This window comes from Streptomyces sp. NPDC101110 (assembly GCF_044759525.1).
Lineage (GTDB): Bacteria > Actinomycetota > Actinomycetes > Streptomycetales > Streptomycetaceae > Streptomyces.
This window is the reverse complement of sequence record NZ_JBIVZM010000004.1, coordinates 290,193-306,825: the sequence shown is the minus strand read 5'-3', so window position 1 is coordinate 306,825 and position 16,633 is coordinate 290,193. Positions and strand designations below refer to the sequence as shown.

At 72.2% G+C, this 16,633-nt stretch carries 14 protein-coding genes and 1 tRNA gene; 8 read left to right on the top strand and 7 right to left on the bottom strand.

Annotated elements, in window-relative coordinates; translation table 11 throughout:
- Positions 1–142: 142 nt before the first annotated feature.
- On the top strand, positions 143–1,210 hold the full coding sequence (locus ACIQU3_RS10730) for a ScbA/BarX family gamma-butyrolactone biosynthesis protein (RefSeq protein WP_403741944.1): 1,068 nt from the start codon (positions 143–145) through the stop codon (positions 1,208–1,210).
- The gene (locus ACIQU3_RS10725) at positions 1,207–2,130 is read left to right on the top strand and encodes an NAD-dependent epimerase/dehydratase family protein (RefSeq protein ID WP_403741941.1); all 924 of its coding nucleotides are present in this window, start codon (positions 1,207–1,209) and stop codon (positions 2,128–2,130) included. The genes ACIQU3_RS10730 and ACIQU3_RS10725 overlap by 4 nt, the downstream gene beginning before the upstream one ends.
- Here the strand turns inward: ACIQU3_RS10725 and ACIQU3_RS10720 are convergent, their stop codons facing one another.
- The 5 genes from ACIQU3_RS10720 to ACIQU3_RS10700 form a co-directional block, all read right to left on the bottom strand.
- Positions 2,131–3,423 carry a cytochrome P450 gene (locus tag ACIQU3_RS10720; RefSeq protein ID WP_403924434.1) on the bottom strand — a complete coding sequence of 431 codons (1,293 nt, stop codon included), beginning with the start codon at positions 3,421–3,423 and terminating at the stop codon, positions 2,131–2,133. It lies immediately after the preceding gene.
- A gap of 121 nt (positions 3,424–3,544) precedes the next feature.
- Positions 3,545–4,342 (bottom strand): ScbR family autoregulator-binding transcription factor, encoded by a 798-nt coding sequence (locus tag ACIQU3_RS10715; protein WP_403924431.1) that lies wholly within the window; start codon positions 4,340–4,342, stop codon positions 3,545–3,547.
- A gap of 164 nt (positions 4,343–4,506) precedes the next feature.
- Positions 4,507–5,244, bottom strand: a complete 738-nt coding sequence (locus ACIQU3_RS10710; RefSeq protein WP_403924428.1) for a VOC family protein — start codon at positions 5,242–5,244, stop codon at positions 4,507–4,509.
- Between the two features lie 186 nt (positions 5,245–5,430).
- Positions 5,431–6,090, bottom strand: coding sequence for a response regulator (locus ACIQU3_RS10705; RefSeq protein WP_403924706.1), 660 nt, complete (start codon positions 6,088–6,090; stop codon positions 5,431–5,433).
- Positions 6,080–7,351, bottom strand: coding sequence for a sensor histidine kinase (locus ACIQU3_RS10700; RefSeq protein WP_403924425.1), 1,272 nt, complete (start codon positions 7,349–7,351; stop codon positions 6,080–6,082). The genes ACIQU3_RS10705 and ACIQU3_RS10700 overlap by 11 nt, the downstream gene beginning before the upstream one ends.
- 155 nt (positions 7,352–7,506) lie before the next feature.
- On the opposite strand from ACIQU3_RS10700, the gene ACIQU3_RS10695 reads away from it, so the two are divergent.
- From ACIQU3_RS10695 to ACIQU3_RS10685, 3 genes are all read left to right on the top strand, one after another.
- Positions 7,507–8,232 carry an ABC transporter ATP-binding protein gene (locus ACIQU3_RS10695; protein WP_403741925.1) on the top strand — a complete coding sequence of 242 codons (726 nt, stop codon included), beginning with the start codon at positions 7,507–7,509 and terminating at the stop codon, positions 8,230–8,232.
- Positions 8,226–10,664, top strand: a complete 2,439-nt coding sequence (locus ACIQU3_RS10690; RefSeq protein ID WP_403924422.1) for an FtsX-like permease family protein — start codon at positions 8,226–8,228, stop codon at positions 10,662–10,664. Before ACIQU3_RS10695 ends, ACIQU3_RS10690 begins: the two co-directional genes overlap by 7 nt.
- Positions 10,665–10,731: 67 nt before the next feature.
- A complete protein-coding gene (locus tag ACIQU3_RS10685) occupies positions 10,732–11,265 on the top strand; it encodes a winged helix-turn-helix transcriptional regulator (RefSeq protein ID WP_403741919.1) in 534 nt (177 codons plus the stop codon).
- Positions 11,266–11,749: 484 nt separating this feature from the next.
- Here the strand turns inward: ACIQU3_RS10685 and ACIQU3_RS10680 are convergent, their stop codons facing one another.
- Positions 11,750–12,184: a hypothetical protein gene (locus ACIQU3_RS10680; RefSeq protein ID WP_403741915.1), complete on the bottom strand. Its 435-nt coding sequence runs from the start codon at positions 12,182–12,184 to the stop codon at positions 11,750–11,752.
- A gap of 794 nt (positions 12,185–12,978) precedes the next feature.
- Positions 12,979–13,062: transfer RNA gene (locus tag ACIQU3_RS10675), tRNA-Leu, on the bottom strand.
- A gap of 482 nt (positions 13,063–13,544) precedes the next feature.
- Here ACIQU3_RS10675 and ACIQU3_RS10670 point away from each other — a divergent pair.
- The 3 genes from ACIQU3_RS10670 to ACIQU3_RS10660 all read left to right on the top strand — a co-directional run bounded on the left by ACIQU3_RS10670 (position 13,545) and on the right by ACIQU3_RS10660 (position 16,622).
- Positions 13,545–14,405, top strand: coding sequence for an FhaA domain-containing protein (locus tag ACIQU3_RS10670; protein ID WP_403741912.1), 861 nt, complete (start codon positions 13,545–13,547; stop codon positions 14,403–14,405).
- A gap of 10 nt (positions 14,406–14,415) precedes the next feature.
- On the top strand, positions 14,416–14,928 hold the full coding sequence (locus ACIQU3_RS10665) for an FHA domain-containing protein (protein ID WP_033309926.1): 513 nt from the start codon (positions 14,416–14,418) through the stop codon (positions 14,926–14,928).
- A 140-nt stretch (positions 14,929–15,068) separates the two neighbouring features.
- Entirely contained in the window at positions 15,069–16,622 is a 1,554-nt protein-coding gene (locus ACIQU3_RS10660; RefSeq protein WP_403741908.1) for a Stp1/IreP family PP2C-type Ser/Thr phosphatase, read from the top strand.
- Positions 16,623–16,633: the final 11 nt, after the last annotated feature.

Genomic DNA, 16,633 nt, shown 5'->3' with positions numbered 1-16,633 from the left:
AAACGCAACGGCTACGACCGTCGAGAACACGCCACAGCACACCGCCCTCCGAGAGCGGCGGGCACCGGCGATCCCGGCAGCGACCGGCACACCCCCGTCAGCCCTCTCGGCCCCTTCGGCCCCCTCAGCAACGAACGAGCCCATGTCATCGACCCGCACCACCCCGGCCACCGCGGCACGCCCCACCACCGAAGCCCGCCCACCACGGTCCGCGCCCCCTGCCGACGGCCGGTCCGCACCACAGATCCCCGTCACCGAACCCCCCATCACCGAAACCCCCGTCACCGAACTCCCCACCCCCCGCTCCCACACCGGCGTCGTCACCACGGAACTCGCCCATCGCACCGCTGAGACGGACGTCTTCCCCACCCGGTGGACGCGAATCTCCGACAGCCGCTTCCACTTCACGGGGCACTGGCCGGCCGACCACCGCTTCTTCGGCCCCGTGGACGACCGTCACCAGGACCCGATGGTCGTGGGCGAAACGTTGCGGCAGGCCTCGATGGTGCTCGCGCACGCCGAGTTCGGTGCCCCGGCCGACACGCACTTCGTCATGTGGGACATGACGGTCCACGTCGACCCGGCCGCGCTCCTGCTCGCGGACGCCGCCGAACCCGTCGAGTTCGACGTCGTGTGCTCCGAGATCCGCCGCCGCGGCCGCGGGCTGCGCAGCATGCGGACCACGATGGAGTTCCGCCGCGCGGGACGACTCGTCGCCCGCGGCACCGGAAGCACCGGCTGCACCCCACCGCGCGCCTACCGCCGGCTGCGCGCGGGCAGGCTGCACGCCCTGGACATACCGGTGCCGCTCCCGGCGGGCATCGCGCCGCGGACCGCGGGCCGGGCCCGCGCCGAGGACGTCGTCCTCGCTCCCGGCGACCGCCCCGGCGTCTTCGACCTGCGCGTCGACACCGGTCACCCGGTGCTCTTCCCGCGCCCCAACGACCACGTCCCCGGCATGGTCCTGTTCGAGGCGGCCCGCCAGGCCGCGACCGCCGCATCGGGCCTGCACCCGTTCCTGCCGCTCAGGATGACGGCGGAATTCGCCCGCTACGCCGAACTGAACAGCCCGTGCCGGATCGAGACCGAGGTTCTCGACCAGCGCCCCGGGGAGGTGACCGTACGGGTGTCGGGGCGGCAGGACGGCGAGCCGGTCTTCACCGCCGACCTGACCTCAACCCGCCCCGCGCGGGTACGGTCCCTGCCGTGACGCTCAAGATTCTGATCACCGGCGCGACCGGCTTCGTCGGCGGCCGGGTCGCCGCCACCGCGAAGCGGCAACCGGGCGTCCGCGTGCGCCTGTTGTCCCGGCACGCACCGCCCGGGCCCGAGTACGTGCACGGCGACCTCTGCGCCCCGCCCTCCTTGCGCGGCGTCTGCGCCGACACCGACGTCCTGGTGCACTGCGCCACGCGGGTCGGCGGCGACGCCGAGACCGTCGAGGCGGTCAACGACCACGGCACCCGGGCCCTGGTCGAGGAGGCCGTGCGCGCCGGAGTGCGCCGGATCGTGTACGTCAGTACGGCCGCCGTGCACGGCCGGGGCCCCTTCCGCGGCGTGCGCCCCGGGGAGGCGCCGATCGCGCCCGCCTCGCCCACCAGCCGCACCCGGGCCGCCGCCGAACGGTACGTCCTCGACGCCGGCGGCCTGGTGCTGCGCCCGCACCTCGTGTACGGCGAGGGCGACCGGTGGGTGATCCCCGGGCTGGTGGGGCTGATGAAAGAGCTGTCGGCCACCCTGACCGGCTGCGAGGCACTTCAGTCGATGATCGACGCCGACACCCTGGGCCGTGCCGTGGTGGCCGCCGCGCTCTCCCCGGCATCCGGCGGCGGTGTGCACCACGTCGGCCATCCCGAGCCGGTGGCTGTTCCGGACCTGCTGGAGGCCGTGTCCCGGGAGCTCGGGGAGCCCGGCGGCGGCGCGGCCGTGGACGTCGCCACCGCCCTCGACCGGGCCGCCGGGTCACCGCTCGCCCTGCATCACCTCGGCATGCTCACGGTCGACCACTGGTTCGTGGACGACACGTTCTGGAAGGCCTTCGACTGCTCGCCCGGTGAGGGGTTCACGGTCGGCTTCCCCCGCGCGGTGCCCTGGTACCGCGCTTTCCTCCAGGGCCGGAAGGTCTCCTGATCATTCCGGCGCCGCCTCCGGCTCCCGCTCGGACTCCGGTCGCGAGCCGGGGCGCCTGCCGTGCAACAGGACCGGCAGTTCCTGGTGGCCGGTGGAGATGATGGACCGCAGCCGCTGCGGCGGGCGCGACGGATCGGCCAGGGCCAGCCGCGGGAAGCGTGCGAACAGCGACGTCAGGGCCACGGTCGCCTCGGCCATGGCCAGGGGCCGGCCCAGGCAGTGGTGCACCCCGTGGCCGAAGGACACGTGGTCGCGGCTGGTGCCGCGGGTGATGTCGAACCGGTCGGCGTCGGGCCCGTGCCGCTCGGGGTCGCGCCCGGCACCGGCGAAGGAGACCACCAGCGGGTCGCCCTCGGGGATGGTCAGGCCCGGCTCGATCTCGATGTCCTCCACGGCGTAGCGCAGCCCCGACATGGCACCCGGCGCCTCGAAGCGCAGCGACTCCTCCAGGGCGTCCTCCCAGGTCGCCCGGCCGGAGCGGACGAGGTCGAGTTGCTCGGGGTGGGCGAGCAGACTGTGCACGGTGTTGTCGATGAGGTTGACCGTCGTCTCGAAACCCGCGGTGAGCAGCAGGATCAGGTTGTCCATCAACTCCTGCTCACTCAGGGCACCTTGGTCGTGCGCGGCGATCAGCGCCGTCGTCAGGTCGTCGGCCGGGTGCTCGCGCTTGTGCTGGAGGAACGCCGTCAGCGTGCCGTAGAGGTCGACGGCGTTGGCCTGCGCGTCCTCCAGGGAGATGGCCGTGTCGAAGAAGCGGTTGATGATGCGGTAGAGGTCCGCGCGCGGGCCGTCCTCGCCGCGCGGTACGCCGAAGAGTTCGCACACCACCTCGTGCGGGACGGGCGCCGCGAACGCCGCCCGCAGATCCACGACTTCGCCTTCCGGGACGCGTTCCAGTGCGTCCAGTGCCTGGTCGACGATCTGCCGGACGCGCGGCAGCAGCGCCTCGACGCGGCGTTTGGTGAAGGCGGCGGCCATCGGTTTGCGCAGCCGGCTGTGGTCGGAGCCGTAGGCGGTGACCATGTTGCGCACCGAGACCCAGATGGCGAGCGGCCAGGTACGGGAGATGTCCCCGTTGATCCAGGCCGGCCAGTGCTGGAAGGCGTCCTTGCTCGTCTCGGGGCCGGCCAGGAGCCGCTTGTTCAGCTCCAGGCCGTTGATCCACCACGCCCGTACGCCGCCGGGGAGTTCGACCTCCACGGCCGGGCCCTGGGCACGGATGCGGGATATCTCGCCGTAGAGGTCCTGACCGGACGGGTCGATCGACAGGAAGGGGCAGGCGGGCTGAGTCATGGCTCATCGCTCCTCGGTCCAGAGACTGGGAGACCATCCTGCGATCAGCCGGCCCGAAAAACTTGCCATCCGGTTTGTTTTGGTCACGGCTCGGCGGCGTGCTCGGCCGGGGGGCGCATCCCTACCACAGCGCGAGCCCCACACCGCACGCCTGCGCCCGGACGCCCGGAGAGTCCGGATCGTCCGCCCCGCTCCCCACCGGCCCCGCTTCCGCCGACCGTCCGGCCTCTGACCTACAAGCCACCGGCTCACTCCCCGCCGACCCGCTCACCGGCGATCCATTCGCCGCCGATCCACTCGCCGCCGATCCGCTCCCCGCCGGGTCCAGCGCTCCGGCCAGGCGCGGTGCCGCCAGGCACGGCAGCAGCAGGTGCCACAGGTCGGTCAGCGAGGGCCGGGCGAGCCAGCCGCGGTCCTGCCTGGCCAGGACCTCGATGCCGGTCGTGGCGGCGAGGACTACGGCGCCGGTGCGCTGCGGCGTCACACCGGCGGCGAGTTCGCCCCGTCCCTCCGCCTCGGCCAGCAGCCCCTGCACGCACTCACGCCACTCGCGGCGCAGGTCCCTCGTCCCCCCGCCGTACCCCTCGGCGTTCAGCCGCAGACCGGCCCGCACCACCACGTCGGCGCACAGCAGCCGGGCGACGTGGTGGGTGACGTCCACGAGCCGCTGCAGGGCGCTGCCGCCGGCGTCCCGGCCGTATCCCGCCGCCTCGCGCAGGGCGCCGACGGCCGCGTGCTCGACGGCCTCGGCGACGGCGGCCTTGTTGGCGAAGTGGAAGTGCAGCGCCCCGGAGCTGACGCCGGCGCCCGCGCTGATCTGCGCCAGACCTGCCCGGACGTATCCCCGGGCCTCGAACTGCTCGGCCGCGGAACGGATCAGCGCGAGACGGGTCCGGACGGCCCGGTCCTGTTTGGTCACCCGTGGCTCCCCTGCAGGGCTCTGATGGCGACGCAATGAAACCAACTCGCTGGTTTTAATACAACGTGCGCACCACGCACGGCTCTTGGGGGGGGTTCCTCGGGGTCGTCCCGTACGGGTGCGCACTGCCGTGCCGCCGAGTGAAAGACCGGACGCAGTCCCCGTCAGCCCCGGCCGAGCACGCAGAACTCGTTGCCCTCCGGGTCGGCCAGGACGACCCAGGGGACGTCGCCCTGCCCCACATCGGCCCGGGTCGCGCCGAGCCCTTCGAGCCGGGCGACCTCCTTGGCCTGGTCCTCGACCGGGTCGGGCCTGACGTCGAGGTGGACGCGGCTGGTGACGACCCGGTCGTCCGGCGTGCGGCGAAACTCCAGGTACGGCCCGACACCCTCGGCGGAGCGCAGCAGGGCGCGGTCGTCGGTCAGTTCATGGACGGTCCAGTCGATCGCCTCTCCCCAGAACCGGACCATGGCCCGCGGGTCGGCGCAGTCGACGACCACGGCGGCGATGGGCCCGGTGTCGCGGTAGAGCTCCCGTGGCTCCAGGACGCTGAACACGTTGCCCTCCGGGTCGGCCAGCGTCGTCCACGGCACATCGCCCCGACCCGGGTCGACGGGCGTCGCCCCGAGGTCCTTCAGGCGTGCGACCAGCTCCGCCTGATGGGCGTCCGAGGTGGTGGCGAGTTCGAGGTGGACGCGGTACCGCACCGACTCCGGGTCCGGGACGCGGACGAGATCGACGCAGACGGCGGACGGGTCCGGCCAGTCGAAGCCCACCGGTTCCAGGTTGGTGACCCCGGGGCCCTCGCTGGAAACGCCCCAGCCGAGCACCTCCGCCCAGAACCGGCCGAGCGCCGAGTCGTCCCGGGCCTTGAAGTTCACCTGAACAAGTTGCAGCGTCATGCCTGCACTCTATGAGCGGTGCTGTTGACCCGTCAGTCCCGCTTATCCGCCCCCCTTCAGGTTCTCGGATCCGCCCCGTCGGGCCCCGGGTCCGCCCCGTCGGGCTCCCGGATCCACCCCGTCAGATCCCCGGGTCCGCCCCTTCGGACCTAATCGCACGCCCTGTCAGCCCCGCGGAAGCACCCGTCAGGACCGCAGATACGCCAGCACGGCCAGCACCCGGCGGTGCGTGGCGTCGGCCGGGGGCAGATCCAGCTTGGTGAGGATGCCGGAGACGTGCTTGCCCACGGCCGCCTCGGAGACGACCAGTTCGCGGGCGATGGCGCTGTTGGACCTGCCCTCGGCGATCAGCGCCAGCACCTCCCGCTCGCGCGGGGTGAGCCGCTCCAGCGGGTCGCGGCGGCGGCGCAGCAACTGCCGTACGACCTCGGGGTCGACGACCGTGCCGCCCTCCGCCACCTTGCCGAGCGCCTCGACGAACTCCTCGACCTGGCCGACGCGGTCCTTGAGCAGATAGCCGACGCCCGTGCCGTCGCCGGAGTCCAGCAGCTCGGCGGCATACCGGCGCTGCACGTACTGGCTGAGGACCAGCACGGGCAGCGTGGGCCGCTCCTGTCGCAGCCGCACCGCCGCGTGCAGGCCCTCGTCCTGGAACCCGGGCGGCATCCGCACGTCCGTCACGACCACGTCCGGGTCGTGCTCCGCGACGGCCGCGACCAGCGCACCGGCGTCCCCCACGGCCGCGACGACCTCGTGCCCACAGCGCTCCAGCAGTCCGACGAGCCCGTCCCGCAGCAGGACGCTGTCCTCCGCCAGGACGACCCGCAGCGGGCGCTCAACTCGCAGGGTCACAAGGGATCTCCACACACAGCAGGGTCGGTCCGCCGGGCGGACTGGACAGGGAAAGTCTGCCATCGAGCACCGACACCCGGTCGGCGAGCCCGGTCAGCCCGCTGCCCTCCCCGGCCCGCGCCCCGCCGCGCCCGTCGTCGCGCACCCGCAGCAGCAGCCGCCCGTCGCGGTGCTCCCCGCTGACCTCCGCCCGGCCGGCCCCGCTGTGCCTGCCCACGTTGGCGAGCGCCTCGCACACCACGAAGTACGCGGCGGCCTCGACCGCCGGGGAGAGCCGTCCGGGCAGCTCCAGGTCGACGTCCACGGGCACGGCCGATCGGTCGGCCGCGTCGGCCACCGCCGCTTCCAGACCGTAGTCGGCGAGGACCTTGGGGTGGATGCCGTGGATGAGTTCGCGCAGCTCCTCGAGGGCCGTTCCCGCCTCTTGGTGCGCCTTGGCGAGCTGGTCGGCGAGCGGGCCGGGCGGGGCGTCGAGGCGCGCCAGCCCGAGCGTCATCGTCAGGGCGACGAGCCGCTGCTGCGCCCCGTCGTGCAGATCGCGCTCGATCCGCCGCCGCTCCGCCTCGAAGGCGTCCACCAACCGCACCCGGGAGCGGGCCAGTTCGACCACGCGGGCCCCCAGCTCGGCCTCCCGCGGCGCGATCAGCAGCCGGGCCAGCCCGGCCCGGGCCCCGGCCACGACACCCAGCAGACAGCCGCCCAGGGCCAGCAGCACCAGCCCGAGCACAGCCCAGCCGACGGCAGCCGGCCAGCCGGTGACCAGCCACACCTTGAGGACCTTCGCCTCACCGAAGCGGGCCAGCTGCAACGGCGTCGCCACCACCGACAGCGGCCCGAGCAGCAGGACGGCGAACGCCAGGGTGTCCGCCGGCCACAGCAGCCCCGCGAACAGCAGGGCGTGGCCCAGCTCCCGCCAGGTGGCCCGCTCCCGCAACCGCGTCACCAGCCAGGCCCGCAAACCCGGCTCCGCGGGCTCCTCGTGCGGGTCGGGCGCCGGCTCCTCGTCGACCAGCCGCAGCCGGTACCGCTCCAGGGCCGCCACCGGGATCCCCGCCAGGGCCGCCCCGAGCAGCAGCGGCAGCCCCACCAGGGCGAGCGCGAGCACCCCGCCGGCCGCCAGCCCCAGCACGATGCCCACCAGCACGACCATGCCCGTGACCGCGCCGGTGAGCAGGTAGGCCGCCGACCGCCAGGGCCACGCCGACAGCAGGTAGCCGGGGCGGGACAGGGCCTGCCACACGTTCCGAGGATGCATGCGGATCACCGTAGGAGCCGCCCTGTGCCGTGGCCATGGGCGCAGGCAGAGGCCCGGGGGTATGCCTGGCCCTACCCCGGGTCTAGGCCCTGCCGCAGTGCGCCGGCCCGCCCCGCCCGGTTTCGTGGAAGCCACACCGACACCAGGGGGAACCCATGACACACGACGCCGTCCGGCTGGACTCGCTCACCCGGAAATACGGGCCCCTGACCGCACTCGACGCGGTCTCGCTCGCGTTCCCCGCCGGGACCTTCACCGCCGTCATGGGCCCTTCCGGCTCCGGCAAGTCCACGCTGCTCCAGTGCGCGGCCGGCCTGGACCGGCCCACCTCCGGGTCGGTCACCGTGGGCGGCACCGAGCTGACCGGGCTGAGCGAACGGCGGCTGACCCTGCTGCGGCGCGAACGCGTCGGGTTCGTCTTCCAGGCGTTCAATCTGCTGCCCTCACTGACCGCCGAGCAGAACGTGGCCCTGCCCCTGCGCCTGGCCGGCCGCCGCGTCCCCACGGCCCGGGTGCGCGAGGCGCTCGGTCAGGTCGGGCTCGCGGACCGGGCCCGGCACCGGCCGGCCCAGCTCTCCGGCGGCCAGCAGCAACGCGTCGCCCTGGCCCGCGCATTGATCACCCGGCCCGACGTGCTGTTCGGCGACGAACCGACCGGCGCCCTGGACACCCGCACCGGCCGTGAGGTGCTCGGCCTGCTGCGCGGCATGGTCGACCGAGAGGGCCAGACGGTCGTCATGGTCACGCACGACCCGGTGGCCGCCGCGTACGCCGACCGTGTCGTCTTCCTCGTCGACGGCCGTGTGAGCGGCGAGTTGACGGGCGCCGACGCCGAAACCATCGCCGGCCGCATGACCCGCCTGGAGGCCGTGCCGTGCTGAGCGTCACCCTGCACACCCTGCGCGCCCGCTGGGCCACCTTCACCGGCAGCTTCGTCGCGCTCTGCCTGGGCGTGGCCCTGCTCACCGTGATGGGCCTGGCCCTGGCCTCGACGCTCACCGCCCCGGAGCGCGCCCCCGAACGCTTCGCCGCCGCGCCGGTCGTGGTCAAGGGGCAGGACACCCTGCGCGTACCGACTCCGATCGGCGTGCGCGCGTCCCGGCTCGCCCACCCGCGTTCCGTACCCGCCACGACCGTCGCACGGCTGCGGACGCTGGGCCCGGTCGTCGAGGACCGCTCGTTCCCCGTCCGCGCACCCGGCGCACCCGCGGGCCTGGTGGGCCACCCCTGGTCCATCGCCGCGTTCGCCCCGTACGACCTCGCCACCGGCCGCGCCCCCCGCGCGGCCGACGAAGTCACCGTCACCGGCGACTGGGCCCGCCCGGGCCGGCGGATCCACACCGACGCGGGCACCGTACGCGTCGTGGGCACGCTGACCTCGCGCGGCTTCGAGAACGCCGTGTTCTTCACGGACACCCGCGCCGCACAACTGCACCCGGCGACGGACCAGTTGGTCGTGACGGCCGCCCCGGCGTCCGTACGCGCGGCGGTGGGCGACAGCGCCCGGGTCCTCACCGGCACGGCACGCCGCCTCGCCGACGCCGACCCGGACCGGGACCGTGAGGCGCTCACCGCGATGAACGCCCTCTTCGGCACCGCCGGCGGCGTCACCGCGTTCGTGTCCGTGTTCGTCGTGGCGTCGACCTTCGCCTTCGCGGTCGCCCAGCGCCGCAGGGAGTTCGCCCTGCTGCGCACCGCCGGGGCCAGTCCCGCTCAGCTGCGCCGGGCCGTCCTCACCGAGGCCCTCGCCGTCGGCGTGCTCGCCTCCGTGGCCGGCTGCGCGCTGGGCTCCCACGGGGCGCCGCTGCTGGCGGCCCGGGTGGTCGAAGAGGGCCTGGCCCCAGCCTGGTTCACCGTCGGCGAGCACACCTGGCCCTACCACGCCGCGTTCTGGACGGGCCTGTTCGTCGCCCTGTGCGGAGCGGCCGCGGCCTCCTGGCGGGCCGGCCGCACCGCCCCCGCCGAGGCCTTGCGCGAGGCCGCCGCCGACAGCGGACCGCTCACCCGGGGACGCCTGCTCTGCGGCACGGCCCTCCTGCTCGTCGCCGCCGTGACCCTGACCCTTTCCCTCACCACCGACCCGGGCGACCTGCTCCACCGCAAGACGTACATCAGCCGCCCCATGCTGCTGATCACTGCGGCCGCCCTGCTCGCCCCCCTCGTCCTGCGCCCGCTGACGCGCCTGCTGACCTGCCTGCCCTCGGCCCTGGGCACCGTGGTCCGCGGGAACACCGTCACCGCCGTACGCCGCACCGCCGCCCTCGCGGCCCCCGTCCTGGTCACGGTCGCGCTCGCCGGTTCACTCCTGGGCGCCACCGCGACCCTGAACCGGGCGAAGTCCACCGAGACGAGCGAACGCACCACCGCAGACTTCGTCGTCACCCCCGCCGCCGGGCAGGGCTTCGACGCCGCCGCCCTGGACAGGCTGCGCGCCGTGCCGGGCGCGCGGATCTCCCCGACGTCGTCGACGGCCGTGCACGTGCTGGAGGACGGGGTCGCCCTGGTCCGCTCCGAGGCCCGCGCCGCGACCCCCAGCGATCTGGCGGCCACCACCCGCCTGCCGCTCGGGGCCGGCCGCGTGAGCGACCTCGACGACGACTCGATCATCGTCAACGAGGAGTGGGAACGGCACCGGGTGGGCGACCGCGTCCGGGTCTGGCTCGGCGACGGAACCGCGCGCACCCTCCGCATCGCCGCCGTGATGCCCACCGGCACGGGCGGCTACGGCGTCTACGTCACCCCGCGCAACGCCCCGGGCACCACGGTCGACCGCGTGGACGTGGCCCTGGAGCACGGCACCGCCCCGGCAGCGGCGGCCACCGCGCTGCGCGAGGCGGCCGGTCCGGGAGGCGCCCGGGTCCTCACCCGGGAGGCATGGCTGCACGCCGTCCAGCCGGAGACCAACCGCACCACCCGCCTCGGCCTCCTCCTGGTTCTCGGCATCGCCCTGCTCTACACGGGCATCTCCGTGGCCAACACCACGGTCATGGCGGCCTCGGACCAGGCCCGTGACCTGGCCGTGCTGCGGCTGGCCGGAGCGACCCGCCGGCAGGTGCTGCGGCTGACCGCGGCCGAGGCCCTGACGGCCGTCACGGCCGGCGCGCTGCTCGGCCTGCTGGTCACCGGCGTCAACCTGGCCGGCATGGGGGCCGCGCTCGCCCTGCTGTCGGTGCCGCCCACCGTCACCGTCCCGTGGCAGGCCCTCGGCGCGACGGCGGCCGCCTGCGCCCTCCTGGCCGTGGTCTGCGCCACGGTGCCCGCGGCCCTCGCCCTGCGCCGCTGCCCGGCGGAACTGGCGGGCATGCGCACATAGCGGTCCGGGCGGCGATGGTCGATCTCATCATGAGACCGGCGTGGCGGCCGCCTTCTACAGTGAACCCATGCGACGGACCTCGTTCGGCACCTGGCCCTGCTCGATCGCCCGCACCGCCGACATCCTGGGCGACGCCTGGACTCTCCTGGTGCTGCGCGAGGTCTTCTACGGCGAATCCCGTTTCGACGGCTTCATCAACACCCTGGGCATCGCCCGCAACACCCTCACCGACCGGCTGCGGCGCCTGGAGGCCGAGGGCCTGCTGCACAGGCGCGTCTACCAGAGCGACCCGGTCCGTCACGAGTACCTGCCCACGGACAAGGGCCGAGACTTCTTCGGTGTGCTCGCCGCGATCAACGCCTGGGGGGACCGCTGGCTTGCGGACGACGCGGGCGCCCCCGTGGTCCTGCACCACCGGCCCTGCGGCCACGACACCGAGGCCCGGGTCATCTGCTCCGCCTGCGGCGAGGTACTTCACCAGAGGGACATGAGCGCCCGCACCGGCCCCGGCTACCCGCCCCGTCTCCTCCACGACCCGTCCGTCCGGGACCGCTTCACACCGGGGCGCACCCTGGGGGACGGCCCCGCCGACCGACCCTGAGAGCTTCCTCACACGCCCCGCCCACGCCTCCGAACCCGTCCCGAGAGGACCGTCACATCCGGATACACGAAGAATGCTGATCGCGCCCCACGGGCCCGATGCGTGGACGGTTTCCCGCGCTGTTGTCGCAGTTTTCCCGGGACGCAGGTCAGGAGCTCAAAGGCTCCGCGCGTCCAGCACCCGCAAGGCGTCCGCTTCCGGTACCGGCAGAGTGCCGTTTATATGCCCGCCCAGCTATTCCCGAGTTCACTTGCTCTCTCCACTCCTTTTTCCCATCCAGGACTGGCAGACCCATCGGGCGAGCACTCCTGCCAGAACGGCAATGACGATTGCCCCCCAGTCGATGACATGCGGAAGCCCAGGGAAGAAAGCGAAAAAGGCGAGTGCCACGACGAGACCCGCCACGAATGCGGCGATCCCAGCCGACCGGCGCCTCGCATCCCATCGCTGATCCCGCCCCTGCTGTTGATCAATCATGAACGGCTCACTTCGTGATGTGGTGACACTGGCTCACTCGGCGCACCCCGTTGACGTGGAGATGCGCGCACGCCTTTCCATAACGAGGCAGCATCTGAGGAGAGTTGCTCCGCATCGGATCGATCTTGCACTCAGGATGCGTTCGCCCCCGGGAGGTCCTGTACGTCTTGTTGTTGGTGCTCGCGTAGGTGAAGTCAATTCGCCAGTTGCAGAAGCCGGTGCCGAGCGCGGCGACAAAAGCACAGTCGACGCCGGCGTTCTGATAGGTGATCTTCTTCCCACCGCCTCGGATGATGTGTGTGAACATGCAACCGGTCGGAACCTTCATCGCCATGCCGCCAACGCTGTAATCGAAGGTTCGAACAGGAGTCGATCCGACAGCGCCGGCCTGCGCCACCGAGGAACTCGTCAGCACGAGAGCGCACGCAGCGGCAAGAGCCATGAAGAGTTTGTATCGACAGAGCGCGAACATGAACAAGCCCCTTCCAGTGGAGAATCTCTCCGACCGGAAAAACTTCGATACCGCGATCATGTTTCTGGTCGATGGAATGGTTCACCGACTTGAGTGATCAAGGAGTAATGAGCTGACCAGCTGATTCGTTTCTTCGACCCAGCCCGTCGAACTACCTGACAATCAACCGGGACGGGAGCCAGGACCACAGCGCAGCTCAGCCTGCGTGATCCCGTCGACGACTGGCGCACAGTCATGCGCAAGCATCAGCCCGAAGCCGTGGGCCGCCGCCGCGTGACGTGCCCGGCCGAGGACAACCGGACCCAGTGCCCCTCAAGGCACGCGTCCATGGCAGCGTCATGTGCCTCCGGCTGCGCAACAGGAACGAAGGCATCAAGGGCTGTGCCAACGCCCCCTCTCCGAACGCCTCGAAGACGCGGGCATCCGCCGGATCCGCGGCATCGCCGCCCAGACCCTCCTGCTGACCTTCCAGCTCGCCCACGCCAACCGCCGCAAGCTCAGAACCTGGGCCGACTCCCCCGCGCTCCACGACGACCGACCGGCACACCCACCGGGGCAAGGCCAAGCCACCGGGGAACTGGACTCCCAAGGGCTACGTCATCCAACCCTGAGACCTTCATCACAAGCCGGCCCTGGCCTGGGAAGCACAACCGAAGATCCACCCGAACAGGACCTCCGACGGCCTCCGCCGTCGACGGTCCCCGCGTCTTAGCCCATACAAAGAGGAACGGGCGGCATCTGATCGATGCCGCCCGTTCCGACGGTGCGCGAGGGGGGAGTTGAACCCCCACGCCCTTGCGGGCACTGGAACCTGAATCCAGCGCGTCTGCCTATTCCGCCACCCGCGCATTGGGTGTGCCCTGGGCGTCTGCCCCGTTGGGGCGGGCGCCTTCCGACACCCAGAACATTAGCACGCTGGAAGGGGTGGGTTCACATCCCTTATCCCCGCAGGCAGACCCCCCTGCCGAACCGTCGATGTCCCTGTCACGTATCAACCCGTACCGGTTCACGTATCAACCTCGTACCGGTCCCCGCCGTCTCCGCAGGAGGGGGCGGGGTCCACAGTCAGGTGCGGGACACTGGTCTTCAGCCGCCTCTACGATCCTTGTCAGGCATACCGGAGGCGGATACGCGCAGCAGTACCACCGGAGGAGTTCGAAGACGAGCTCCACAGGGAACTTCGTCATGCGTCGACACCCGTCGGCGGGGCTGACAGGGGGAACCAGCCGATCGAGCGGCGCGTGGATACGATCAGTAAGCAGTACCAGCAGTACCCGGCAAGCGGCCCGCAGGGCAGTACACAGGACGGCAGCCAAGGAGGAGGTGCCCCATGGGAGTCCTGAAGAAGTTCGAGCAACGTCTCGAAGGTCTGGTCAACGGCACCTTCGCCAAGGTGTTCAAGTCCGAGGTCCAGCCCGTGGAGATCGCGGGAGCTCTCCAGCGTGAGTGCGACAACAACGCCACCATCTGGAACCGCGACCGGACGGTCGTCCCCAACGACTTCATCGTCGAACTGAGCACTCCGGACTTCGAGCGGCTCAGCCCCTACTCCGGGCAGCTCGGCGACGAGCTCGCCGGCATGGTGCGCGACTACGCCAAGCAGCAGCGCTACACCTTCATGGGCCCGATCAAGGTGCACCTGGAGAAGGCGGACGACCTCGACACCGGCCTGTACCGGGTGCGCAGCCGCACGCTGGCCTCCTCCAGCAGCCAGCAGGGCGGCCCGGGAGGCGGCGCCGCCGCACCCGCGGCCCCGCAGGGCGGACGCCCCGGTGGCTACGGCTACCCGCCGTCCGCTGCGCCCTCCGGCGCCCCGCCCATGCCGTCCGCGCCGCCGCCCGGCGGCCGCCCCGGCGGCTACGGCTACCCGCCCGCCGCGAGCGGCCAGCGGCCCCCGGCCGCCGGCGGACGCACCCGCCACTGGATCGAGATCAACGGCACCCGCCACCAGATCTCCCGCGCGACGCTGGTGATGGGCCGCAGCACCGACGCCGACGTGCGGATCGACGACCCCGGCGTCTCGCGTCGGCACTGCGAGATCCGGACCGGAACGCCCTCGACGATCCAGGATCTCGGATCCACCAACGGCATCGTGGTGGACGGGCAGCACACCACCCGCGCTACGCTCCGCGACGGCTCGCGGATCGTCGTGGGCAGCACCACCATCATTTACCGGCAAGCCGAAGGGTGAAGCGGGGGCAATGTCAGAGCTGACCCTCACGGTCATGCGGCTGGGTTTCCTGGCCGTACTGTGGCTGTTCGTGATCGTGGCCGTGCAGGTCATCCGCAGCGACCTGTTCGGTACGCGTGTCACGCAGCGCGGATCGCGCCGCGAGGCAGGCCGGCAGCAGCAGGCCGCCGCCCGCCAGGCGCCGCCGCAGCAGCGCCAGCAGCCCGCCGGCGGACGCCGGGGCCGAAACGCCCCCACCAAGCTGGTCGTGACCGAAGGCACCCTCACCGGCACCACGGTCGCGCTCCAGGGCCAGACCATCACCCTGGGCCGGGCGCACGACTCGACGATCGTGCTGGACGACGACTACGCCTCCAGCCGCCATGCCAGGATCTATCCGGACCGCGACGGCCAGTGGATCGTCGAGGACCTCGGCTCCACCAACGGCACGTACCTGGACCGGTCCCGGCTGACGACTCCCACACCGATTGCGCTGGGCGCGCCGATCCGCATCGGCAAGACCGTCATCGAGCTGCGGAAGTAGTGCTACATCATGGATAGGCGCGAGCGGAGCGAGCACGCAGTGGCGGGCCCCACCCCGGCCCCCCGCGCGCTCCCGACCGGAGGGTGGGCAGTGTGGCTCGACACGACCGGCTGTACCCGGAGCCGACAGGCGAGGTGCGCATGAGTCTGTCACTGCGCTTCGCGGCCGGATCGCACAAGGGCATGATCCGGGAGGGCAACGAGGACTCCGGATACGCCGGCCCGCGCCTGCTCGCCATCGCCGACGGCATGGGCGGCGCGGCGGCCGGTGAGGTCGCCTCCTCCGAGGCCATCTCCACGATCGTCGCCCTCGACGACGACGTCCCCGGCTCGGACCTCCTCACCTCGCTCGGCACCGCGGTGCAGCGCGCCAACGACCAGCTGCGCTCGATGGTCGAGGACGACCCCCAGCTGGAGGGCATGGGCACCACCCTGACCGCCCTGCTGTGGACGGGCCAGCGCCTCGGCATGGTGCACGTCGGCGACTCGCGCGCGTACCTGCTCCGCGACGGCGTCCTCACACAGATCACCCAGGACCACACCTGGGTGCAGCGCCTGGTCGACGAGGGCCGGATCACCGAGGAGGAGGCGACCACGCACCCGCAGCGCTCGCTGCTGATGCGCGCCCTCGGATCGGGCGACCACGTCGAGCCGGACCTGTCCATCCGCGAGGTCCGCGCCGGCGACCGCTACCTGATCTGCTCCGACGGCTTGTCCGGCGTGGTGTCCCACCAGACCCTGGAGGACACCCTCGCCAGCTACCAGGGCCCCCAGGAGACCGTCCAGAACCTGATCGAGCTGGCCCTGCGCGGCGGCGGTCCGGACAACATCACGGTCATCATCGCCGACGTCCTCGACCTCGACACCGGCGACACCCTCGCGGGACAGCTGTCCGACACCCCCGTCGTGGTCGGCGCCGTCGCCGAGAACCAGCACCAGCTGCACGACAACGGCATCATGCAGACCCCCGCGGGCCGCGCCTCCGGGCTCGGCCGGCACGGACGGGGCGGCGGCAGCGGCGAGTTCGGCCCGCCCGGCTCCGGCGACACCACCGGTTACATCCCGGCGGACGGCTTCGACTACGGCGACGACGACTTCACCAAGCCCCGCCGCAAGAAGGGCCGCTGGCTGAAGAGATCCTTCTACGGCGCGCTCGCTCTGGCCGTCGTCGGCGGCGGTCTGTACGGCGGCTACCGCTGGACGCAGACGCAGTACTACGTCGGCACCGAGGACGAGCACGTCGCCCTGTACCGGGGCATCAGCCAGGACCTGGCCTGGGTCTCGCTCTCGAAGGTCGAGAAGGACCACCCCGAGATCGAACTCAAGTACCTGCCGCCCTACCAGCAGAAGCAGGTCAAGGAGACGATCCCCGAGGGCGGGCTGAAGAACGCCCAGGCGAAGATCCAGGAACTGTCGGTGCAGGCCTCCGCGTGCAAGAAGGAGGCGCAGCGGCGCGAAGCCGAGAGCAAGAACAACTCCAAGACCGGCGAAGGCGAGGCCGGGGGCACCACGGGAACCACTCCCGCCTCCTTCACGTCCAAGGCCACACCGACGCCGAACCCGTCCAGCCCGTCGGGTTCACCGTCGGCCCCGGAGAAGTCCACGCCCCCGACCACGACCGCACCCACCCCCAGCCCCGGCCCCAGCCTCTCGGAGGAAGAGCAGAAGGTCGTCTCGCTGTGCGGTAAGCAGTAGCCGTGAGAGGC